Origin of the sequence: Paraburkholderia sp. XV, from assembly GCF_020177535.1 — a bacterium.
Classification (GTDB): Bacteria; Pseudomonadota; Gammaproteobacteria; order Burkholderiales; family Burkholderiaceae; genus Paraburkholderia; species Paraburkholderia caribensis.
In genome coordinates this window covers 1-22,789 of sequence record NZ_JAGUUD010000028.1, presented here as the reverse complement: position 1 = coordinate 22,789, position 22,789 = coordinate 1, and the positions used below count along the sequence as shown (strand labels likewise).

The 22,789-nt window shown below is 63.3% G+C and carries 20 protein-coding genes; 10 read left to right on the top strand and 10 right to left on the bottom strand.

The features are described 5' to 3' along the window. Positions 1 to 35 precede the first annotated feature (35 nt). Together KFO72_RS16170 and KFO72_RS16165 are read right to left on the bottom strand one after the other, a co-directional pair. The gene (locus KFO72_RS16170; RefSeq protein WP_054929471.1) at positions 36 to 344 is read right to left on the bottom strand and encodes an H-NS family nucleoid-associated regulatory protein; all 309 of its coding nucleotides are present in this window, start codon (positions 342 to 344) and stop codon (positions 36 to 38) included. Positions 345 to 703: 359 nt separating this feature from the next. Beyond that, the gene (locus KFO72_RS16165; RefSeq protein ID WP_054929470.1) at positions 704 to 1,369 is read right to left on the bottom strand and encodes a HugZ family protein; all 666 of its coding nucleotides are present in this window, start codon (positions 1,367 to 1,369) and stop codon (positions 704 to 706) included. A gap of 188 nt (positions 1,370 to 1,557) precedes the next feature. Here KFO72_RS16165 and KFO72_RS16160 point away from each other — a divergent pair, with 188 nt between their 5' ends. Next, positions 1,558 to 2,769, top strand: a complete 1,212-nt coding sequence (locus tag KFO72_RS16160) for an MFS transporter (RefSeq protein ID WP_054929469.1) — start codon at positions 1,558 to 1,560, stop codon at positions 2,767 to 2,769. 329 nt (positions 2,770 to 3,098) lie between these two features. Here KFO72_RS16160 and KFO72_RS16155 read toward each other — a convergent pair whose 3' ends face one another. Together KFO72_RS16155 and KFO72_RS16150 are read right to left on the bottom strand one after the other, a co-directional pair. Next, positions 3,099 to 4,097: a cupin-like domain-containing protein gene (locus KFO72_RS16155; protein WP_107202492.1), complete on the bottom strand. Its 999-nt coding sequence runs from the start codon at positions 4,095 to 4,097 to the stop codon at positions 3,099 to 3,101. A 223-nt stretch (positions 4,098 to 4,320) separates the two neighbouring features. Beyond that, positions 4,321 to 5,466 (bottom strand): branched-chain amino acid ABC transporter substrate-binding protein, encoded by a 1,146-nt coding sequence (locus KFO72_RS16150; protein ID WP_054929467.1) that lies wholly within the window; start codon positions 5,464 to 5,466, stop codon positions 4,321 to 4,323. 686 nt (positions 5,467 to 6,152) lie between these two features. On the opposite strand from KFO72_RS16150, the gene KFO72_RS16145 reads away from it, so the two are divergent. Continuing rightward, positions 6,153 to 6,851, top strand: a complete 699-nt coding sequence (locus tag KFO72_RS16145; protein WP_054929466.1) for a dienelactone hydrolase family protein — start codon at positions 6,153 to 6,155, stop codon at positions 6,849 to 6,851. A 104-nt stretch (positions 6,852 to 6,955) separates the two neighbouring features. Next, positions 6,956 to 8,455, top strand: a complete 1,500-nt coding sequence (locus KFO72_RS16140) for an amidase (RefSeq protein ID WP_225032550.1) — start codon at positions 6,956 to 6,958, stop codon at positions 8,453 to 8,455. On the opposite strand, the gene KFO72_RS16135 is transcribed toward KFO72_RS16140, so the two are convergent. The 5 genes from KFO72_RS16135 to KFO72_RS16115 all read right to left on the bottom strand — a co-directional run bounded on the left by KFO72_RS16135 (position 8,452) and on the right by KFO72_RS16115 (position 13,452). Further along, positions 8,452 to 9,762, bottom strand: a complete 1,311-nt coding sequence (locus KFO72_RS16135) for an MFS transporter (protein ID WP_225032549.1) — start codon at positions 9,760 to 9,762, stop codon at positions 8,452 to 8,454. The genes KFO72_RS16140 and KFO72_RS16135 overlap by 4 nt on opposite strands. A gap of 257 nt (positions 9,763 to 10,019) precedes the next feature. After that, positions 10,020 to 10,331, bottom strand: coding sequence for a high-potential iron-sulfur protein (locus KFO72_RS16130; protein WP_054929463.1), 312 nt, complete (start codon positions 10,329 to 10,331; stop codon positions 10,020 to 10,022). 239 nt (positions 10,332 to 10,570) lie between these two features. Beyond that, positions 10,571 to 11,677 (bottom strand): NAD(P)/FAD-dependent oxidoreductase, encoded by a 1,107-nt coding sequence (locus tag KFO72_RS16125; RefSeq protein ID WP_054929462.1) that lies wholly within the window; start codon positions 11,675 to 11,677, stop codon positions 10,571 to 10,573. 280 nt (positions 11,678 to 11,957) lie between these two features. Beyond that, positions 11,958 to 12,245, bottom strand: coding sequence for a DUF4148 domain-containing protein (locus KFO72_RS16120; RefSeq protein ID WP_035987085.1), 288 nt, complete (start codon positions 12,243 to 12,245; stop codon positions 11,958 to 11,960). A 229-nt stretch (positions 12,246 to 12,474) separates the two neighbouring features. Next, positions 12,475 to 13,452, bottom strand: coding sequence for an AAA family ATPase (locus KFO72_RS16115; protein WP_054929460.1), 978 nt, complete (start codon positions 13,450 to 13,452; stop codon positions 12,475 to 12,477). Between the two features lie 325 nt (positions 13,453 to 13,777). Here KFO72_RS16115 and KFO72_RS16110 point away from each other — a divergent pair, with 325 nt between their 5' ends. Beyond that, positions 13,778 to 14,284: a hypothetical protein gene (locus KFO72_RS16110; RefSeq protein WP_225032548.1), complete on the top strand. Its 507-nt coding sequence runs from the start codon at positions 13,778 to 13,780 to the stop codon at positions 14,282 to 14,284. A 28-nt stretch (positions 14,285 to 14,312) separates the two neighbouring features. Beyond that, complete coding sequence (locus tag KFO72_RS16105; protein WP_035987090.1) at positions 14,313 to 15,110, top strand: endonuclease/exonuclease/phosphatase family protein; 798 nt, start codon at positions 14,313 to 14,315, stop codon at positions 15,108 to 15,110. A gap of 15 nt (positions 15,111 to 15,125) precedes the next feature. On the opposite strand, the gene KFO72_RS16100 is transcribed toward KFO72_RS16105, so the two are convergent. After that, positions 15,126 to 16,109 carry an aldose 1-epimerase gene (locus KFO72_RS16100; RefSeq protein WP_225032547.1) on the bottom strand — a complete coding sequence of 328 codons (984 nt, stop codon included), beginning with the start codon at positions 16,107 to 16,109 and terminating at the stop codon, positions 15,126 to 15,128. Between the two features lie 308 nt (positions 16,110 to 16,417). On the opposite strand from KFO72_RS16100, the gene KFO72_RS16095 reads away from it, so the two are divergent. The 5 genes from KFO72_RS16095 to KFO72_RS16075 all read left to right on the top strand — a co-directional run bounded on the left by KFO72_RS16095 (position 16,418) and on the right by KFO72_RS16075 (position 22,617). Beyond that, complete coding sequence (locus tag KFO72_RS16095; protein ID WP_054929527.1) at positions 16,418 to 17,470, top strand: LacI family DNA-binding transcriptional regulator; 1,053 nt, start codon at positions 16,418 to 16,420, stop codon at positions 17,468 to 17,470. 109 nt (positions 17,471 to 17,579) lie between these two features. Further along, positions 17,580 to 18,584, top strand: a complete 1,005-nt coding sequence (locus KFO72_RS16090) for an ABC transporter substrate-binding protein (protein WP_035987094.1) — start codon at positions 17,580 to 17,582, stop codon at positions 18,582 to 18,584. Positions 18,585 to 19,040: 456 nt separating this feature from the next. Next, positions 19,041 to 20,603, top strand: coding sequence for a sugar ABC transporter ATP-binding protein (locus tag KFO72_RS16085; protein WP_225032575.1), 1,563 nt, complete (start codon positions 19,041 to 19,043; stop codon positions 20,601 to 20,603). Next, positions 20,596 to 21,603 carry an ABC transporter permease gene (locus KFO72_RS16080; RefSeq protein WP_225032546.1) on the top strand — a complete coding sequence of 336 codons (1,008 nt, stop codon included), beginning with the start codon at positions 20,596 to 20,598 and terminating at the stop codon, positions 21,601 to 21,603. The genes KFO72_RS16085 and KFO72_RS16080 overlap by 8 nt, the downstream gene beginning before the upstream one ends. Positions 21,604 to 21,624: 21 nt before the next feature. Then, positions 21,625 to 22,617: an ABC transporter permease gene (locus tag KFO72_RS16075; protein ID WP_062915008.1), complete on the top strand. Its 993-nt coding sequence runs from the start codon at positions 21,625 to 21,627 to the stop codon at positions 22,615 to 22,617. Positions 22,618 to 22,789: the final 172 nt, after the last annotated feature.

The following is a 22,789-nucleotide window of genomic DNA, read 5'->3' as shown; positions in this document are numbered from 1 at the left end:
AAATCCATTGCCTGCGGTGCAAGCCTTAAGTCATATTATTTCTCGATGAGAAATTTTTCACGGTCTTGACCGGCAATCCAGCGCGGCGGCTTACCACGGCCCGACCAGGTGCTCCCGCTTGCGGGGTCACGATATTTAGGCGCGACGCCGGCGCGGGGACGGCCCGCTGCCTTTACGGCTTTCGCACCACGTCCGCCGGCGCCGAGTTCAGCCAGCGTAATACCGTAATCAGACATTTTCTGCTTGATCTCGTTTAACACTTCCGCATACTCGCGCGCTTTCGCCTCTTCGATCTGTTTCTCGAGCTTTTCGCGCTGCGCGAGCAGTTCCCTGTAGGAGGACATAGTTTCCTTGTGGTTCGATAAATGGACGGACGGTCTATGCCGATTAGTCCGGAAAGTGATCATGCCTCGGAATTTGCTGGCGAGATTAACACAAAATAGAAACTTCGGAAAAGACACCGGCGAAAATTAATTAATCTCAATTTCATAATCTTTCTAGAGACTGCCAATCAACCCGGTCAGAAGCCTAATTATTCCCCTACTGAATAACGCTCCTCTGAGGAATAAATTCGTAATTAATTCGCAGGCCATGAAAAGCAATGGTTAATTTATTCCCGAACATTTCATACCATGCGAGTTTTAACCGGCAAAATGTAAAATGCCGGCCGGATTTCGCGGTAAAAACCACCTCTCGCTATCTGTCACGCATTGGCTTGTCGCGCGATGCAATCTTCAAGGGCAGCGTGCAAGCAATCCGCATCGGGTGCGGGCGTGTCGAACATCACGCGGCTGCGGACGCCCGAAATGCTCAGGTCCGCGCCATATCGGTCTATGCCCATCAGTTGCACTTGCGCCGGCCGTCGCGGGTGGCGTTCGAAAAATTCGATGAGCGCGTTTTCCTCGTCGAACGAAACAGGAACGAGCGGATCGAGCTCTTCCTGCGTCAACCATCCCATCGCGCCGAAGCCGCCTATATAACGCATCCGCTCGACCGACATCACCCAGAACGAGAAATCCCCCAGCACCAGATAGCGCTCCGCATCCGGGTGGTAGCGCAGATACCGCTGGGTCACGGGCGGCGTCGGCTCGACATGCTCGAAGGTGCCGACCAGCGTGATGCGCTGCCCATTGAGCACGTCGCCGTCCGGCGCATGGACGATCAGGAAGCCCGCGCGCGGATCGGAGTGCAGGTTACGCGTATGCTCCGCGAGCCGGCTCACGAGTATCGTCGGGCGATGGTGCGAATCCGGCGCGAACGGCAGCACCGTCGGATACGGAAACCCTTGCGGCTGGCGCGCATGCGTGGCGAGCGTGCCGATGGCGGCCTGATGCAGCAGATGCAGCGGAGCATGAGCGGGAATGTTCAAGTGCGCGTCCTCGTCGGGTAGTTGATGCGCCGCGCGATGCCGTTAAACGCGACGCGTGTGGAACGTAGATATTAGTTCAGGGACTTGCCCGCACGCGCGATCATGCTTCGCTAGAATGTGGAAGCGCTTTCATCGCGCTTACTTGCTGCATCTGCGCTTCCTCTTCGTTTTCAATCATCGAGCTTTCCGTGTCCGATCGTCCGTCCGATTCCGCATCCTTGCCCGCCGCGCATCGCAATCTGTCCGCGAGCGCGCGCAACCGCGCCCGCTACGCGACGATGGCCCTCTTCTTCATCGCGGGGATGATGTACGCGTCCTGGGGCGTCCACGTGCCGACCGTCCGCGACCGGTTCCAGCTGAACCCGGCCATGTTGTCGCTCGCGCTGTTCGCGGTGGCGGGCGGTTCGATCGGCGCGATGGTGACGAATGCGCCGTGGATCGCGCGCGTCGGCACGCGGCGCGCGTGTCTTGCGGGCGGACTCGTGATGTCGGGGGCTGGGGCGCTGATTCTCGTCGTGCCGTATTACTGGATGCTGCTCGTCTTGCTCGCGCTCTTCGGCGCGGGCATGGCGACCCTCGACGTCGCGATGAACGCGGAAGCCAGCACCGTCGAAGAGACGCTCGGCCGCCCGATCATGTCGGCGCTGCACGGCATGTTCAGCGTCGGCGGGATGGCAGGCGCGGCGGTCGGCGGCGCGGCGCTCGCGCATGGCATGGCGCCAGCCGTGCATCTGCTGCTCGCCTCGCTGATCAGCGCAGCCGTGTTGCTGGCCGCGTGCCCATCCGTCCTGCCGCATGTTCCGCATTCCGAGCATCCCGACGCGCACACGCCGCGCGGCAACCGCTGGCGCTCGCCCGCGTTGTGGGCGCTCGGCGCGATCGCGCTGATCGCGTTGATCGCAGAAGGCGCAATGTACGACTGGGCAACCGTCTATATGCGCGACGTCGTAGCGTCGACGCCAGCCGTCGCGAGCGCGGCCTATGCGGCGTTCTCGGGCGGCATGGCGGCCGCGCGGTTTGCTGGCGACGCAGTGCGCGCGCGATTCGGCGCGCCGCAGCTGATCGCCGCGAGCGCGTCGCTAGCCTGCGCGGGCATGATCGGCGCGCTGCTGCTGCCGCATCCCATTGCGGCGCTGACGGGCTTCACGCTGATGGGCCTCGGTCTCGCCAACATGATGCCCGTGCTGTTCGCGGCAGCGGCGCGGGTGAAAGGCATCCACGCGGCCGAGGGCCTCGCGCACGTCGCCGGGCTCGCCTACTTCGGCCTGCTGCTTGGGCCGGTGATCATCGGCGGCGTGGCGCAGGTGACGAATCTTCCCATCGGGCTGTCCGTCGTCGCGCTGTGCGCGGCGCTCGTCGCGTTCATCGGGCCCAAGGTCTTGCGCCGCCTCGGCATCTGAACGCATGCCGTGAGCACTGCCGTCACGACGCTCGCGTTACGTTACGCGAGCCGCCCATGTCCGGACGTTCCGCGACACGTCGTCCTCCATCGAAGCTCCGTCCTTTCGACACGCTGCGCCGAAGCGCCTGGTCCATTTGGGTTTCGCGCAACGCATGGCCGTGCGATCGCAATGGCATAACCCTTGCAACTCTCTCCCGGACAGAACCAAACAGCACTTTCGCGTGGATGGCCAATCCATCGCACAGAAAAACTAACGACGGCAACCTGAGCGTCAGGGAGGACGGCGGACCAGCGCATCGGTCCGCCGTTTGTTTATCGCGGCGCCGCTCAAAGTTCGCGATACGTGCTGTAGGTGCGCCCGAAATCGTTGCGCTCGATGAAGTTCGTGTAGGTCATCGTCGCGGAAACGTCGAGCGCCTCGACGTAGTGCCACCAGCCGACAGGCAGAAACAGCAGTTCGCCCGGTTCGATCGTGCACTCGATCACCCGCGCATGTTCGAAAGACGGAAACCGCTCGACATCGATCGCGCCGCCGTCGAGCTGCGAATAACAATGCAGATGGTTGTACATGTGGGCGGTGTCAGTGAACGGCACGAGCAGAACGCGCTTGCGGCCGATCACCTGCGCCATCAGATTGTTGGTCAGGTCGTGATGAAACGGCGTCCTGGTGCCCGCGGGACCGAACCAGAAATAGCCTGCGTCGGTTGGCGCGGGATCGAGATACTCGCCGATCGCCGGCGCATCGGCCCAAAGCGTCGCGAGCGCGGTGCGGTTACGCGACGCGTTGTTCGCCGTCATGTAGAAGTCGTTCGTCACGCCCGCGCTTTCGACGAGATCGACGTAATCGCCAAAGCGCATCGTGCGCTTCAACACCGGTTGATTGATCTCGTAGTCCGAGTCCGCCTCGCGCCCGAACTGCACTTCGACTTCGGCAAGACCGCAGCGCGCGCGAAAGTAATCGAAATTCCACAGCTTGCGCGCCGGCCAGGCGTCGAACATGCCCGTGATGATCACAGGCCGGTTCTGAAAATAGAACTGCTCGTAAAACGCATCGCGCGACAGGCGCGCGCGGCGCTCGACACACGCCGCCCCCGCACGCATGCGATTCAACTCACCGTACACGGAAAGCATCCATTCGCGCTTACGCAAACGATTGCGCAAGCGCGAACCCGCTTGAAAATAAGGGCTTTGCAATGTGCTATCGATCTCGCATAACGCGTGTTCGCGTTCGAAACCATGCTCGACGAGCACAGCATGCACGGCTTCGGGCGAGGCTTCGAGCAACAGGTTCTCAGCAATCCAGTGCCGCCATTCGTCATCGATCATACGTGTCACGACCGCGTCCCTCGCGTGTTGTAGCCGATACGACAATATCGCCCGCACCGCGTGCGGTGCGCAAAAAGAAATGCGCAGACAGGCAAGCGCAAAAGAACTACGCAAAAACAAAAGGCACGCGGGTCGAAACCCGCGTGCCTCCTAAGCCCTTTCGGGCTGGCCCGCGTTGGGCAGAACGCGGCGAACCGCGTTTGCGCCCGCTCGCCAGGCGCTCTTACATCTTCACGACGTCGAGCAGCGTCTTCTTGCCCGACTTGTAGTTGTACAGCGAGATCACGCCGTGCTTCAGGTCGCCCTTCGCGTCGAACGTGGTTTCGCCGATCACACCCTTGTAGTCCGTATTCGGCATCACTGCCAGGATCTTCGCCGGATCGGTCGAGCCAGCACGCTTCATTGCGTCGACGATGATGTACACAGCGTCATACGTGAACGGAGCGTAGATCTGGATCGGCTGGCCGAAACGCTTCTGATACTTCGCCTGGAACGCTGCGCCGCCTTCCATCTTCTCGAGCGCCATACCGGCTTCCGAGCAGACGATGTTGTCGGTTGCGTCGCCAGCCAGGTCAGACAGCTTGTCGGTACACACGCCGTCGCCAGCCAGCACCTTCGCGCGCAGGCCGAGCTGCTTGGCTTGCTTGGCGAACGGGCCGCCCGTGGCGTCCATGCCGCCGTACATGATCGCGTCCGGGTTTTCGCCCTTGATCTTCGTGAGAATGGCGCGGAAGTCGACTGCCTTGTCGTTCGTCGCGTCATGCGACATCACGTTCAGGCCCAGCGACTTCGCCGTCTTCTCGAATTCGTTTGCGAGGCCCTGGCCGTATGCCGTCGAGTCGTCGACGATCGCGACGCTCTTCACCTTCAGGCCCTTCGCTGCGTAGTTGGCCAGTGCCGGACCTTGCTGCGCGTCCGTTGCCACGACGCGGTACGTCGTCTTGAAACCCTGTTGCGTGTAAGCCGGGTTCGTTGCCGACGGCGAAATCTGAACGATGCCTGCATCGCTATAGATCTTCGAAGCCGGGATCGACGTGCCCGAGTTCAGGTGGCCGACTACGGCGACAACCTTGTCGTCGACCAGCTTCTGCGCGACCTGCGTAGCCGTACGCGGGTCAGCTGCGTCGTCTTGCGCGTCGAGTTGCAGCGTGATCTTCTGGCCGCCGATCGTCAGACCCTTCGCGTTGATCTCTTCGACTGCGAGACGTGCGCCATTTTCGTTGTCCTTGCCCAGGTGAGCGATGCCCCCCGTCAAAGGCGCAACATGGCCGATCTTGACAACAGTGTCGGCCGAAGCCGTCGTCGCCAACGTTGCAAACAGCATCGCCGCAGCGCTGATCGGCAACAGCTTTTGGATTTTGATGTTCATGTAAGTCTCCGATTTCGGTCCCAAAATCAACGTAATCGCCCTTGTGCCCCGCTTCCTTCACGTGTCGCTCAAATCCCGTGGACGACTCCGCCGGATGCATCGTTCATGCACTTGGCAAGCACGCGTTCCAGCCTGTTTGTGGCAGGTGGCGCCCCGCGCTTGCGCGCAAGTGTAGGCTATCAAATTAATTTGTGGGGGTTTTTTGAGAAAGTGGGAACACTACCAATAGCGTTTATCCCACTTAGTCATGAAAGACACACGGGACATGCCCGGAAAGCAACGCCTGGCGCGGGTTTCGGGAAAACGAGGCGCGCATCTATAGTGCCGCTCTAAAGCTTGGCCGCGATCGTCCGTTAATGCGCCGGATGTGCGTCGAACGCGTCATCACGGGCAAACACAATAGTGGTAGCGCGCGGTCGAGAGCCTGGGCAAACACGCTTAAGCGATGCACTCTATATAGAGTACGCGTGCCGCGGTTTTTGACCGCCGCAACGCGCCTGCAACCCGGTCGCGCCGCCCGCCGGAACGGGAAGTCGTTTCAATCCCCTTACGGGAAGCCCGTCGCGCGGGGCTCTCGCTGCAGTTGCCTTCTTTTGATGGCACACTGAGCGCCCGCTGCGGGCGAGATGCCCGCAAACGATTGCCCGCCCGATAGCGGCTTCACCGTTTATGCAAGGAGAAACAAAGTGAGCGTGAGTTCCCGATGGATCGACATTCAAACCGGCAATGATTCGTTCGGCGCGTACATGTCGACGCCGAAAAGCGGCAAGGGTCCGGCCGTCATCATCATTCAGGAAATCTTCGGCGTGAACGGCCACATTCGCGACGTCGTCGATCAATACGCGCAAGACGGCTATATCGCAATCGCGCCGGATATTTTCTGGCGCACGCAGCCGCGCGTCGAACTCACCTACGCCGGCGCGGATCGCGACAAGGGCATCGAGATCCTGCAGAAGACGAACGTCGATCTCGCCGTCGCCGATATCGGCGCCACGGCTGCCGCGCTGCGGGCGATGCCGGAAGTCACGGGCAAGGTCGCGGGCATCGGCTACTGCTTCGGCGGCCGTCTGGCGTATCTGGCCGCGGCTGAAGGACTGCTCGATATCGCCGTGTCGTACTATGGCGGCGGCATCCAGAACCAGCTCGACAAGGCGCCGCAAATCAAGGTGCCGATGCAGTTCCACTACGGCGAACTCGACCACGGCATTCCGCTGTCGGCAGTCGGTGAAGTGAAGGAGCGCTTCGCGGGCCGCGACGAGGTCGAACTGTATATCTACCCGAACGCCGATCACGGTTTCAACTGCACCGAGCGCGCGAGCTATCACCAGCATTCGGCGGCGCTCGCGCATGGCCGCACGCTGACTTTCCTCGCCACCCACGCGTAAGTTACGCTAGAGGCGCGAGGTGGCCGCGTCGTGCCCGGCGCTTCCATTCAGGGCACGACGCCCCGCGCGTGCCTTCATCACCTTTCTTGTCCGCGAGGGTCGTCGTGCAATCCGATTATCTCGATCATGACGCGATCGGCCTCGCCGATCTCGTGCGCAAGCGCAAGGTGAGCGCGCGCGAACTGCTGGAAACCGCCATCGCGCGCGCCGAAGCTGCCAATCCCGCGATCAACGCCATCGTTCTGAAGGACTACGACGCCGCGCGTCAGCGCGCATCGCGCGAGCATGCGAACGGCGAGCACGACACGATTGGCGACGGAGCACTCGCCGGTGTCCCGTATCTCGTCAAGGATCTCGGGCTGCCCGTCAAAGGCCTGCGCATGTCGATGGGCAGCCGTCACTACCGCCATTTCGTTCCCGACGAAGACGCGCCGCTCGTCACGGCCACGCGCGCCGCCGGACTCAACATCTTCGGCAAGACGAGCACGTCGGAAATGGGCCAGATGCCTTATACGGAGCCCGAACTGTTTGGGCCGTGCCGCAACCCGTGGAGTCTCGATCACACGCCGGGTGGCTCCAGCGGCGGTTCGGCTGCCGCCGTCGCGGCGGGCATCGTGCCGCTCGCGCATGCGTCGGACGGCGGCGGCTCGATCCGCATTCCCGCGTCGTGTTGCGGCCTCTTCGGGCTCAAGCCGTCGCGAGGACGGCAGCCGTCGAACACCGTGCCCGCGCCCGGCGATCTCGGCATCGATCACGCCGTCTCGCGCAGCGTGCGCGACAGCGCGCTGCTGCTCGATCTCACCTCAGGCAACGCCGGCCGTCCGATGGGTGCGCCCGGCACCTTCCTCGCCGCCGCCGGCGAACCGTGCAAGCCGCTGCACATCGCGTTCGTCACCGACCCGATGCTCGCGCCCGCGCTGTCCGCCGACGCCCGCGCGGCGCTCGACGACGCCGCACAACTCGCGGCGTCGTTGGGCCATCACATCGAGCCCGTATCGCTCGGCATCGATTTCGCGAGCCTGCGCGAAGCGTTCCTGATGATCTGGTCGGTGAGCGCCGAAAACCTCGTGCTACGGGCCGATCAGATCACGGGACGCAAGCCCAATCGTGAGGAATTCGAAATCGCCACGTGGACGATGGGTCATATCGGCCGCAAATTCGGCGAGCGCGAATTGCCTGCCGCGCTGGAGGCGCAGCGTCAGGTGAGCGCGAAGCTCGCGGATCTGATGACGCGCTACGACGTGATCCTGTGCGCGACGCTCGCTTCCGCGCCGATCAAGATCGGTGAAATGCAGCCCACCGCCGTCGAGAAAATGCAGATGCGCGCCGTCACCACCGTGCCCGTCGAGCCGCTGATGCGCAAGCTGCTGACAGAAGTGTCGAACAAGGCGTTCGCATGGGCGGGCTGCACGGAGTTGTTCAATCTGACGGGACAACCGGCGATGTCCGTGCCGCTCTACTGGAACGCGCGCGGACTGCCTATCGGCGTGCAGTTCGCTACGCGCGACGGCGGCGAAGCGACGCTGCTGCGGCTCGCCGCGCAACTGGAAACGGCGCGTCCATGGTTCGACAGGCGGCCGCCGCTGATGCCCGCGCGCAGCTAGCGCCGCCCCAGCACGTCGACGGGCTTGCGCATCGCGTCGAGATCGGCATGACGTTTCGCAGGCATGCACGCAACGGCGACGATCGACAGCGCGAGCCCGCTCATCACATAGTATGTCGGCGCGAGCGGCGAACCCGTCGTCTTGATCAGCCACGTGACGATGAACTGGCCAAAGCCGCCGAACAGCATCACCGCAAAGTTGTAGGCGAGCGAAAGGCCGATCGAGCGCACGTTCGCCGGAAAGAGCTCGGCCATCAGCGCGCCGAACGGACCGTAATAGCCGGATAGCGTGATCGACAGCACGGCCTGCACGAGAATCAGCTTCGAAACGCTCGGCGCTTCCTGGAGCCACGCGAAGAGCGGATAGATCAGCACCAGCGTGAGACCCAGCGACCACAACGACAAACCCTTGCGCCCGATACGATCGGACCACGCGCCCGTCAGCGGCGACAACACCATCAGCAGCAGATTCCCGACGATCACCGCCGAGAACGAATGCGAATAAGGCAGCTTCAGTTGCTTGACCGCGAATGTCGGCAGATAGCTGATCAGCACGTAGATCGTCACCGTCAGCGCGATCACCGAGCCCAGACCGCAGAGCACGTCGCGCGTATGATGCGCGAAAAGCTCGCGGAGCGTCGCGCGGCGCGCGGTCTTCTTCGCATGCAAAAATGCTTCGGAATCCGCGAGATTGCGGCGAATGTAGAAACCGATCGGCCCGATCAGGAGACCGATGATGAACGGCACGCGCCAGCCCCAAGATTTGAGCGCTTCCGGCGACAGGCCGCGCGTCACCAGTGCGCCGACGATCGCGCCGAGCAGCAGTGCCGCTGCCTGGCTCGCCATCTGCCAGCTGCCGTACAGACCGCGCTTCGAGAACGGCGCCGCTTCGATCAGCAGCGCGGTCGAACTGCCGAACTCGCCGCCCGCGGAGAAACCTTGCAGCAGACGCCCGACCACGATGATGACGGGCGCGCCGATGCCGATTGCCGAGTACGGCGGCGCGACGGCGAGCAGCGCAATGCCGAGCGTCATCAATGCGATGACCAGCGAAAGCGCCGCCTTGCGTCCCGCGCGATCCGCGTACAGGCCGAGCACGATGCCGCCGACAGGCCGCATGAAGAACGCGACGCCGAAGCTCGCCGTGGTGAGAAGAATCGACGCGTAGTCGCTGCTGGAAGGAAAGAAGAGTTCAGCGATGACGACGGTGAGAAAACCAAAGACGGTGAAGTCGTACCACTCGAGTGCATTACCGATGACGGCCGCTGTGACCGCACGGGTATTGAGGCTCCTCGCTGCTTGTGACATCGATGTCTCCGGCCTTCGTCGAGGCGGCGTCGGGGTGCGTTGTTTGAAGCGGTTCGAATGGGCCGTCGTGGAGGCCCCGCGCGCAAGCCATGCGAGTGTAAAAGAGCACGACATTGGATTTCAAGCAACTTTCATACGACAAAGAGCGCGACACCGCGTTGCACGGTGCGCGCTCTAGCCGTTACTGCAGATGGCACATGCGGCGATGCTGCATTGCGTCGCCCGACGCAGGTCCATGCCGCCTGGATTTCGTTGTATCAGGCCTTCTTGTTATATGCGCTGCACCAACCCTTGCTCGCGACCTGCTTGCCCGCGAACATCGGGCAGCCGGCGTAGGCGTCGGTGGCCTTGCCCTGATAGAAACTGCAATTGCCGCAGTCCTGCCCTGCTGCGTACTTCGAGTATTTGGCCTTGTCGACCTTGGATGCGTCCTCCTTGTAGCCGAGCGCCTGCGCGGTCGGATCGGATTCCGCGACCTTCGGTGCGTCGGCGAACGCCTGGCGCGACAGCGCGAGCGTCGATGCCACACCGATACTCGTAATCAGAAACGTACGACGTGAATTGTTCATGGGAAGTCACTCCATTGGTATTGTGGGGATCTACGCCGTTCTGACGACAGCGATCCCCAAGCATATCAATGAAGCCGCCGCGCGTGAGGCGTCAAATGTCGGTCATAAGGGAATCCGTACCGTGTGCGTGGGTGGGCCAACGCGCGCGTGGTCGATGTCACGCGCGCGTCATGCGGTGTCACCGGCGCGATGTGACGGCGCCGTGACGACCCAGATTCGATTTCCGCGCAGTCGCGCGCTCAAGCGCGGCCGCTGACTTCGCACACGCGCTGCGCAATGGCCAGCGAGGCCGTCAGACCCGGCGATTCGATACCGAACAGATTCACCAGACCGCGCACGCCGTGCGCGGCGGGGCCTTGAATCAGGAAGTCGGCGGCCGGCTCGCCGGGACCCGACAGCTTCGGACGAATGCCAGCGTAGGCCGGCTGCAGCGCATGATCGGGCAGTGCCGGCCAATACGTGCGGATCGCCGCGTAAAACGATTCGGCCCGTTGCGGATCGACGTCGTAGTTGATCGAATCGACCCATTCGACGTCCGGGCCGAAGCGCGCCTGGCCGCCGAGATCGATAGTCAGGTGCACGCCGAGCCCGGCTTCGTTCGGCATCGGATAGATCAGGCGGTGGAACGGCGCGCGCCCCGAGATGCTGAAGTAGTTGCCGCGCGCCAGATAAAGCGGCGGCACATGGCGTGCGTCGAGCCCGCGAATCTTGCGCGCGATCGCGTTCGCTTGCAGGCCCGCGCTGTTGATGACGCACGCGGCGCCGATAGTAGTTGGCGAGCTGCCGCCTACCTTGACGATGAAACGTCCGTTGATCGCTTCGATCGCTTCGACGGGCGCATGGAACGCGTAGACAGCGCCATCGCGTTCGGCGTCGCCTTGCAGCGCGAGCATCAGCTGGTGGCTGTCGACAATGCCCGTCTGCGGCGAGAACACCGCTTCGACACATTGCAGCGCCGGTTCCAGCGCCTGCGCTTCCTCGCCGCTGATCCGCATCAGATCGAGCACGCCGTTTTCCTTGCCGCGCGCCATGATGCTTTCGAGCTGGGGAATCTGGTTGCGCGCCGTCGCGACGAGCAGTTTGCCGCAACGCTGGTGCGGCACGCCGCGCTCTGCGCAGTAGTCGTACAGCATCTCGCGGCCGCGCACGCACAGCGCCGCCTTGAGCGAGCCGCGCGGATAGTAGATGCCCGCGTGTATGACTTCGCTGTTACGGGAACTCGTGCCGACGCCGATGGCTTCCGCCGCTTCCAGCACGATCACTTCACGTCCACGCGCTGCCAGCGCGCGCGCGACGGCAAGACCGACGACACCAGCGCCGATCACCACACATTCGATCTGATCCATGTCCGTTGGACGCGGCTCGATGCGCCGCGTTCTACCTCGTCGTCCACCAGGATTTCGATAGCGTGCGGTGTCGTCAAAACCGTGACCGCGTGCTGTCGAACGCTTCACATGCACAATGCGAAATAACGCGACGCGCTACAGACACAAATGCCCGCAGCCTTGTGCGGCTGCGGGCATCAATATGTGGGAACGCGTCGAGCGTTTGACTCAGTGTACGCCCACGACGCTCGTTCCAGGTGAATTTGGCGGACTCGTTCCGCCTGAGCCACAACAGGCTTGATCAATCCTGCGCAGTTGTGCGTTTGAACAGATGACGGACGTCGACGTGCGCGATTGGTACCGTATAACCGCCCGTTGCGAACTGCTGAGGATAGGCGGGGGCGTTCGGATTGAGGCTCAGTTCGCCGTTCGCGCGGGCTTGCGCCAGATCGGCCTTCACCTCGGCGCGCGTCTTGGGCCCGTTGACGCTGGACGGGGTCTGCGTCGGAGCCGGGCTATAGCCGCTTGCGAAAGCGGGCGCGGCGACGACTGCGGAAATCAGCAAAGCGGCAAGCGAAAGCTTTTTCATGATCGGTTCCTGAGGTGAAGTCCGGTGCGAAACGCGGTTTGCATTTCAGTGAACGGAGTCTAGTCCTCGGCTATCGGATTGCCGACCCTCATTAACGGAATTGACTGTTGCTCGAATATGCTCAAATCAGGCGCGAATCGCCCCGTTTTGGCTATGGAGTGGTTGCAACATTGGAACAATGAACAGGCCGTACGATCGCGGCCTGTTCGCATAAATAACGCGAATGGCGCTAGAAACCGATCGGTTTGCGGCGCGAATTGTAGTCAAGGCGAATGTCATCGGCGCCGATATGGTCCCGGCTCGCGATGCGGGCCGAGCCGAAGCCGTTGAGGATCGCGCGACGCATTTCGCGCGGCGACGCCTGTGCCAGCGCATCGAGCGCCGCGCCGCCGAGTTGCGCGGGAAACCGCTGGCCCCAACCGTGCGCCGAGCGGATTTCGTGGTAGATCGACTGCGCGATACGCCGCGAGCCATCGCGGTCCGGCGGCGGAATCTCGTAGACGTTCATCCGGTTCAGGATCGGCTCGGGAATCGCGCGTTCGTCGTTCGCGGTCGCGATCCAGATCACATGGCCCGCGTTGATCGGAATCTCCGCGAACTCGTCGATAAACGTCTGCGCGGTATCGTGTTCGAGCAGCGCGTACAGCGCGCCGAGCGGATCGTATTGCGAGTCGCCCGTCGCCTTGTCGATTTCGTCGACGGCGATCACGGGGTTGGCGTAGCTGCCGTGCACGAGCGCGTCGAACACCTTGCCCGGCTTCGCGTTCTTCCATTGCGACGATGCGCCCGACAAAATCCAGCCCGCCGTCAACGAACTCATCGCGACATAGTGATACGCCGTGCCGAGCATCCGCGACAGCTGCTTCGCGAAGTGCGTTTTACCGATGCCGGGATCGCCGAGCAGCAGAATAGGCATCAGTTCGAGGCGGTCGTCGGTTTCGAGGCACAGCGCGACCTGCTTGCGGATATCGTCGAGCGGCTCGGTGAAGTTGGGTAGCGAGCCGATCAGATCGTCGATCGACGGCATCCGGTTCGGCTTCACGCAGAAGCGCAGATTGCCGACCTTCAGCATCTTTTCGTATGTGGAACGCAGTGCGTCGTTGGCGCCTTCGCTGAGTTCGTTCAACGCCGTTTCGACCTGATCCAGGTCATAGACCTCACTGAACGATGCAACCGCGATTTCCTGTTTAACCATGGCCGTTGTCATTGCTTCACCCCGTCGTGCTGGTCTTGCATCCGCAGCGTCCCCGACGCCGCCTCAATTTCAGTGTAACGACGCCGAAATGGCATGCAAGCCAGCAGTCACGAGGGTCTGCTGCTAACCGCACATGCCGGGCGAGACAATTGCTTGAATCGTCACGTCCGCGCCCCTATCTGCAATGCAATGTAACCGCCGCGCGCTGAACCTTGGTTCCAGATCGGGTGTCAGAAAACCGTTATCCCGATAAAGCGTAAGATGGTCGGCGGTCGCAGAAAGAACGCGCGGATGCCGCACGCTTTAACGAAACGCAGCTTCCGGAGACTTTTTGTTCATGTGGAAAACCAGCCTCGTCGCCGCCGTGTTCGGCACTACGTTGATGGCTCAGGGCACGATGGCGCAGACGCCGCCGCGCAGCGCGCCGCCCGTAGTCAAATGGGAGTTGCAGGTGATGCGCGACGGCCAGCAGATCGATTCATTCGACGGCAACACGACCGTCGGCCAGGCGCGCACGGATACGCACCATCACGTGGTGCAGAACAGCGTCGGTTGCAAGGACGTGCCGGCGGGCAACATCGATCTCGCGCGCACGTTGACCATTTCGCCAACTCAGGCTGATGCGAGCGGCGTCACGTTCGTGATCGACGCGCAGGAAACCCTCGAAGAACCGTCCACGCGCACCACGAGCACCGGCTGCAAGCTGCCGCCGCAGCCGCGCCAGGTGAATGCGAGCCATCCGGGGCTGAAAGTGCCGCCGGGCGACTGGACGTCATGGACGATCGTCGACAAGGAACCGAATCTCGTATATCGATTGCGTGCAAGCGTCGCAAACAACCCGTGAACTTAACGAAAAACGTGGATAACGCGGCATGCGAAACCCCGAAGAACTGATACGCGAAAACCTCGACAGGAAAGACTTCATCGCCGTGAGCTGGAACCTGCACAAGGGCCGCTCGCCGCTCGGCTTCCAGGCATGGCAGGCGATGCAGCGCTGGGTACAGTCGGTTCACGCCGACGCGTATTTCCTGCAAGAAGCAATGGCGCGCCGGATGCCCGGCCCCGTGCTGGCGAGTTCGTTTGGCGCGCGCCTGGGCGACATCGACGATGACGTGTGGCATTGCCAGGCGACCGAAATCGCCGATGCGCTGCAATTGCAGATTGCGCTGGGGCCGAACGTATTCAAACCGTCGTGGCGGCACGGCAATGCGATCCTGTCGCCGCACCCGCTCGATCTCGGCGGACGCTGGGACATTTCCGCGCACCGCTTCGAGCGGCGCGGCCTGCTCGTCGCGCGCGCGACGTTCGGCGGTCACGCGGTGACGCTGCTGTGCGCGCATCTCGCGCTCACGCGCCAGGCACGGCTGCGTCAGATGCACTGGATCGCGCACTGGATCTCGAAAGAAGCGCCCGACGGCCCGCTCGTGCTGGCGGGCGACTTCAACGACTGGCGCAACGATTCCGTGCCGCTCTTTCGCGAGCACGGCCTGGAAGAAGTCGCGACGCTGCTGGGCGAGCCCGGACGCACGTTTCCGGCGTTCTCGCCCGCGCTGGCGCTCGACAAGATGTTCGTACGTGGGATGAAACCCGTCGAATGGATCCAGCCGGCGCAAGAGACGGCATGGCTGTCGGATCACCTGCCGTATATGGCGCGGCTGCGCGTCGACTGAACGCGGCGCGATGCGTCAGTCGCGCTGCGGCGTCCAGTTGAGTTCCGCGCTGAGCGTTTCGCCGGGCTGCAGCACGCGGTAGCCTGCGCGCTGGCGCGCGCCATCGTTGGCGTTGAAGCAGTCGGTCGTATTCGTGACGGGCTCGACGCACAACTGCACATCGTTCGCCGGCGCGAACACCACCAGATGATCGAAAGGGGCAGCGGCCGTCAGCGTCACGCTGCGCCTTTCGTCCGGCCATGCAATCGTCGCGCTGCGCGTCCAGCCGCTGAAGTTGTTGTCCAGCTCGAACGCGTCGGCGCTCATGCCGTGCCTGAGCGCGTCGACGGCGCCATGCGGGCCGAGATGCGTGGGCAGCACGTGCGCATCGGCATGCCACATTGCTTCCACATGCGCGGTGATCACCGTGTTCGACGTGCGCGGATAGTACGGATGATGGCCCATGCCGAACGGCATCGGGCTTTCCGACAGACTCTGCACGGCGAGCGTCACGCGCAGCGCATCGCCCAGCAACTCGATGCGCTGGCTCGCACGATAGTGAAACGGCCAGTCGCCAGGCGCATCGGCATTCGGCACATGCTCGAAATGCAGTTCGACCGCGGTCGCCGTGCGCGCGCCGATGCGCCACGGTCTGCGCCACGCGTGACCATGCAGCGCGTGCGCATAGCCGTTTCCGTCGCCGCCTAGATCGATCGTACGGCCGCCGAACTCGAAGCGCGCGTCGCGTATGCGGTTGCAATAGGGAAACAGCGGGAAGCTCGCCATTCGCAGCGGATCGCGCGCGGCGAGCGCCGCGCGCGTCGCGGGACGCAGCCAATGCAGCACGCGTTGCGACGTCGGCTCACGCACCACATCGAAATAGGCAGCAATCGATCCGCCAACTTCCGGCGCGACCACCAGCGTCGTATTGCCACTGGACAGCACGACGAGCGACGGGTCGTCGATCTGCAGATCGGTGGCGGGATCGGCTGCGGACGGATGAAGGGAAGCTTCGCGCATAGTCGTTTGAATGGGCGTGGGCGGTTGCGACGTCGTCGGGCGCGCGCGTTCGATGCCATGCTCCGAAGCGGCCCGCGCGACCGAGAATCGCACGGCAGAACCCTTCGGTCAATATTATTAGTAATAATACTGGGAAAAATCCGCCGGCAAACGCCATCGCCGCGAACCCAAAAAGCGGGTTTGCGTGTGTTGTCCAGCGCATATTATTAATGGTACCGTCAGTGCCACGATGCCTGCGGCATTCACCGTCAACGAGCCGCCGTTGCGCGGCCAGATCAATGAAAAAATCGACTCAGCGCCGCCCGACGATGACCGATATCGCCAAGCTCACCGGCGTATCGCAATCGACTGTTTCTCTCGTCCTGAACAACGCGAGCAGCGCCAAGTTTTCCGAAGCGACCCGCAACAAGGTGCTGAAAACTGCGCAGGATCTCGGCTATCGCCTCACCCCGCGCGAACCGCTGCCGCCGTCGTCGGGCGAGCGCAATCTGATCATCTATCTCGCCGACGAAATCTCGACCAGTCCGCACCCCGTCGTGAACATCGACGGCGCGCGCGATGCCGCCTACGCAAACGGCAAGTTGCTCGCCGTCTATTCGACGCACGGCAATGCCGACGTCGAGCAGCAGGTGCTCGACGCGGCGCTCGCGAGCCCGACCGTGTTCGGCGTGATCTACGCGACCGTCTACACCCGCAAGGTGACGTTGCCCGCCGCGCTCGCGCGCGTGCCGACCGTGCTGCTGAACTGCTACACGAGCGAGGGCGGCCAGTCGTCGATCGTGCCCGCTGAAGTCGCGGGCGGCCACGTCGCGACCGAATACCTGCTGCGCGCGGGACACCGGCGGATCGGCTATATCAACGGCGAGCACTGGCAGGACGCGGCGAAAGACCGCCTGAAAGGCTACCGCACCGCGCTCGCCACGGCCGATCTGCCGTTCGCGCCGGAGCTGGTCCGCGACGGCGACTGGAGCTCGGGCACGGGCTTCGAGCACACGCTGTCGCTGATGCGCGAGCCGCATCCGCCGACCGCGATCTTCTGCGCGAACGACCTGATGGCGCTCGGCGCGATCGAGGCGCTAAAGCAACTCGGCTACCGCGTGCCCGACGACGTCTCTGTGCTCGGCTACGACGATCAGGAAATCGCGCGCCACACGCATCCGCCGCTGTCGACCGTCGTGCTGCCGAACTACGAACTGGGCCGTTGGGCCGTCGATACGCTGCTCCAGGAAGTGCACAACCAGGCAGCCGGCGCGCCCGTACGGCACCGGATGGTGAAACTCGACGGGCCGTTGATCGAACGCGGGTCAGTCAGGGAAATTACCGAGGCAAAACGCGCTGCAATTAATATTATTAGTGATTGACCAATAATAATTCACGATGAAATAATCGGCACGTCCGGTCACACCACCGACGTGCCGGCGGCAGTTGAAGCACAAAAGCAAAACACACCAACTGGTACTGGAGGAAGACATGGCGTCGCACAATCGGGATTCGCGCGGGCAACGGCTTCAGCCGCTCGCCGCAGCATTGCTGGCAGTCGCTTTGGGAGTTGGCATGGCATCGGCGCAAGCTGACGATCTGCCCAAAATCCCCACCAAGAAACCGCTGAAAGTGGGCTTCGCGCAGACGGAGAGCAACAACCCGTGGCGTCTGGCCGAAACGCAAAGCTTCAAGGACATCGCCGCCAAGTGTGGCTGGCAGATGGTGATGACGGACGCCAACGGGTCCAACTCGAAGCAGGTCTCCGACATCCAGAGCATGATCGCGCAGCACGTCGATCTGCTGGTGTTCCCGCCGCGTGAAGAGAAGCCGCTTGCGCCCGTGGTGCTGCAGGCGAAGAAAGCGGGCATCCCCGTGATTCTCGTCGACCGCAACGTCGACCAATCGGTGGCGAAGGCGGGCCGCGACTACATCACGTTCATCGGCTCGGACTTCATCGACCAGGGCCACCGCGCCGCCGACTGGCTCGTCAAGGCGACCGGCGGCAAGGCGAAGATCATCGAACTCGAGGGCACGACGGGCGCGTCCGCCGCGAACGACCGCAAGAAGGGCTTCGACGAAGTGATCGCGAAGAATCCGGGCATGTCGATCATCGCGTCGCAAAGCGGCGACTTCGCGCGCGACAAGGGCCGCCAGGTGATGGAAACGCTCCTGCAGGCGCATCCCGACGTCACGGCTGTGTACGCGCACAACGACGAAATGGCGCTCGGCGCAATTGCCGCGATCAAGGCGGCAGGCAAGCAACCGGGCAAGGATATCCAGATCGTGACAATCGACGGCACGAAGGGCGGCCTCGACGCGATCGCGGCCGGCGAGCTTGGCGCTAGCGTGCAGTCGAGCCCGTTCTTCGGCCCGCTCGCATGCGATGTCGCGCAGAAGTTCGCGAAGGGCGAGAAGGTGCCGACGTGGGTCAAGGTGTCGGACCGCTTCTATGACAAGGGCAACGTACAGGAAAGCATGCAGTACGGCTATTGAGCGTTCGTTGATGTAACCCGGCTGGCGCGCCCCGGTTTTCACGCTGCGAGGCGCGCACGGCACGGCCGACAAGCAGGGCTTCACCGGGCGTTCGCGCCCGGCTGACGGGAAGGGTTCGAGGCGACGTGTACGTGGCGCGCGTTCGCGTTCCGTGGAACGTCGCTTCGCTTTGCCGGGCGTACCATCGACCTCGCGAACCGATCCACAGCAAGTCATTTCTCGCGGCGGCCATTGCGATAACCACGGGCGGCGCTGCATCGCTCGCGATGCAGCGTGGGGCCACCGTGAGGCGCGAAGGCGCTAATGCTGGTCGACCGCGCTGCATGGGACCATGCGTAAGCGCTAAAGCGCTAACGCGGGTCGACAAAGGAGACACACGTGACGCAATCCCACGCGCCTTCCGACGCGGCCCCCGGCGCTCATCCGCCGCCGTCCTCACGCGCGCCCCTGCTCGACATGCAAGGCATCGACATTTCGTTCGGCGGCGTGCCCGCGCTGCGCGGCGCGAATCTCAGCGTCGCCGCGGGCGAAGTGCACGCGCTGATCGGCCAGAACGGCGCGGGCAAATCGACGATGATCAAGATCCTCACGGGCGCCTACCGGCGCTCGGGCGGCAGCGTGCGCTTCGAGGGCCGCGAGATCGATTTCCGCACGCCCAAGGAAGCGCGCGAAGCAGGCATCAGCACGATCTATCAGGAGATCAACCTGGTGCCGTTCCGCTCGGTGGCCGAGAACATTTTTCTGGGCCGCGAGCCGCGCCGTTTCGGGTTGATCGACTGGCGCGAAATCCAGCGGCGCGCGTTTGCGCTGCTCGAATCGTTCGGCTTGCAGATCGACGTGAAGAAGCCCGCCGGTAGCTATTCGACGGCGATTCAGCAGATGGTTGCGCTCGCACGCGCCGTGTCGTCGGACGCGAAGATGGTCATCATGGACGAATCGACTTCGTCGCTCGACGAACGCGAAGTCGAACTGCTGTTCACCGTCGTGCGCAAGCTGCGCGACGATGGGCGCGCGGTGATCTTCGTGTCGCACCGGCTCGACGAACTGTATGCGCTGTGCGACCGCGTGACGGTGATGCGCGACGGCCAGACCGTCGCGCAAAGCGCGATGAAGGACATCGACAAGCGCCAGCTCGTCACGACGATGCTGGGCCGCACGCTCGCCGCCGTCGTGCAGGACGACAGTGCCGCGCGCGAGGCGAATCTCGCGCGGCGCGGCGACAAGGCGATTTCGGCGCGCAATCTGTCCGCGCATCCGAAAGTGAGCGACGTGTCGCTCGATGTGCACGCGGGCGAAGCCGTCGGCCTCGCGGGTCTGCTCGGCTCGGGGCGCACGGAAACGATGCGCCTGCTATTCGGCGCGGACCCCGTCGGGCGCGGCACGCTGTCGATCAACGGCAAGGACGTCGCGCTGAAGTCGCCGCAGGACGCGATCGCGCGCGGCCTCGCATATCTCACGGAAGACCGCAAGGCCGAAGGCATCGTGCCGGATCTGTCCGTGCGCGACAACCTCACGCTCGTCTGTCTGCGCACGCTGTCGAAGCACGGCATCGTCGATGTGAAACAGCAGCAGGCGATCGTCGATCGCTTCATCGCGTCGCTCGGCATCAAGCTGCGTTCGCCCGATCAACCGATCCGCGAACTGTCGGGTGGCAATCAGCAGAAGGTGCTGCTGGCGCGCTGGCTCGCTGCGCAGCCGTCGCTGCTGCTGCTCGACGAACCGACGCGCGGCATCGACGTCGGCGCCAAAGCCGATGTCGCGAAGATCGTGCGCGAACTGCGCGACGAAGGCATGGCGGTGCTGTTGTCCGCTTCCGAACTCGAAGAATTGACGGCCGTGGCCGATCGCGCCGTCGTGATCCGCGACGGCCGCACGGTCGCCGAACTGGACGGCGCGCAAATGAGCGAATCCGCGATCATGGACGCGATTGCCTACGGCAGCGCGGGCACCTCGCAACTGGTGGAAGCGGCGCAGTCCGCACATATCGACGATGCACTGGAGGACGACCGTCATGGCTGATGAGTCGCTGCGCAACGACGGCGCGCCGCTCGCTTCGGCTTCAGCGTCGCCTGATCCATCGACCGTGAAAAAGAAGCGGCGCATCACCATTCAGCGCGAAATCGTCGTGCTGCTGGCGATGCTCGTCTTCAACCTGCTCTTCACACAGCACTTCTGGTCGCTGCAAACCTTCAACGTCAATATGACGCAGGTCGTGACGATCGTGATTGTCGGCATCGGCATGACGCTGGTTGTCGCGACGGGCGGCATTGATTTGTCCGTGGGCGCGTCGATGGCGATTGCCGGCGCGCTTGCGCCGATGCTGTTCCTGCATATCGCCGGACCGCTCGGCATTGCGCTCGCGTTCGTGCTGCCCGTTCTGGCCGCCGCCGTGTGCGGCGTGTTCAACGGCTTTCTCGTCACGCGATTAGCCGTGCAGCCGATTGTCGCGACGCTCGTGCTGTTCATCGCCGGGCGCGGCATCGCGCAAGTCGTCACCGACGGCAGTCTGCAGGCGTTCAACAACCCCGCCTTCCAGTGGATCGCGCTGGGCAAGGTGGCAGGCGTGCCGTTCCAGGTGCTGCTGATGTTCGCGCTCGTCGCGTTCTTCGCGTGGGTCGTGAAGAAGACGCTATTTGGCCAATATCTGCTCGTGACGGGTGGCAATGAGAAGTCGGCGTATTTGAGCGGCGTGCCGACCGCGCGCGTGAAGATGATCGCGTACACGCTGTGCGCGGCGCTGTCGGGGCTCGCGGGGCTCATTTCGATTTCGGTGAATTCGTCGTCGGATGCGAATGTGGTCGGGCTCGGCATCGAGCTCGATGCGATTGCGGCCGTGGCCGTCGGCGGAACGGCGTTGACGGGCGGCAAGGCGTATATCGGCGGCACGCTGATCGGCGCGCTGATCATCCAGTTGCTGCGCTACACGCTGCTTGCGCACGGCATTCCCGACGCGGCCGCGCTCGTCGTCAAGGCGGGCATCATCATCGCGGCTGTGTACGTGCAGCGGCGTTCGCGCTAACGCTTTGCAAAAGACGATCCGATGAAAAAGAACCTGCCCATCCTGATCGCGCTTGGCGCGCTGATCGTGCTCGGACTCGTGCGCTACGAGCATTTCGCATCCGAGTACAACATCACGTCCTTCTGGCGCTACAACTCGATGTTCGCGCTGATCTCCGTCGGCATGGCGTTCGTGATCATTACGGGCGGCATCGACCTGTCCGTCGGCACGGTCGCGGCGATGTCGAGTGTCGTGGCCGCGCTGGCGAGCCCGTACGGCGGCTGGGTTGCCGTGCTGGCGGGCGTGGGCGCGGGCCTGCTGGTCGGCGTGCTCAACGGCATCATCATCACGCGGCTGAAAATTCTGCCATTCATCACGACACTGGCGACGAGCCTCGGCGCGCACGGGCTCGGGCTGCTGCTCGGCAGAAACGATGCGGTATCGATTTCGTCCGATACGAACTTCGCGAACTTCGGCCAGGGCGATCTGTTCGGCCTGCCGATTCCCGGACTGATCGCGCTCGCCGCTGCCGTCGCGGGCTGGCTTGCGCTGCGCAGCACGCGCTTTGGCCGGCATTCGCTGGCGATCGGCGGCAGCGAGGAAGCGGCGCGTCTGATGGGGCTGAATGTTAGCCGCACGCTGGTCGCCGTGTATGCCGTGAGCGGCTTGCTAGCGGGGTTGGCGGGCGTGATTCTCGCCGCGCAGTTTGGCGCGGGGCAACCGAATGAAGGCGTCGGCTGGGAGTTGTTCGCGATCTCGGCTGTGGTGCTCGGCGGCACGTTGCTGACGGGCGGCGAAGGGTCGATCGCGATGACGATCGCGGGCGTGCTGTTGCTTGGGCTCGTTTTTAATTTGCTGAACTTTGAGAATGGGCTTGGGTTTATTAGCCTGTCGGCGTATTGGCAGTCGGTGATACGGGGCGTGTTTCTGTTGCTGGTGATCGTGCTGCAGGCGCGTGTGTTGAAGCAGCGGGGGAAGAAGCATACGGGGGCGGGGGCGGGGGCGGGCGCTGGCGCGGGGCAAACGGTGGGGTGAGGTTTTCTGCTTTTGCTTTTTGCTTTTGCTTTTTGCTTTTGCTTTTTGCTTTTGCTGGCATCCGCGATTTGCCTTCGTGCTTCGAGCACCGCCGGGTGGCGTCTTTGGCTTTGCGCGGGCATCCGCGATTCGCTAGCGTGCTTCACGCGTCGCCCCTGTGCGGGGCGGCACC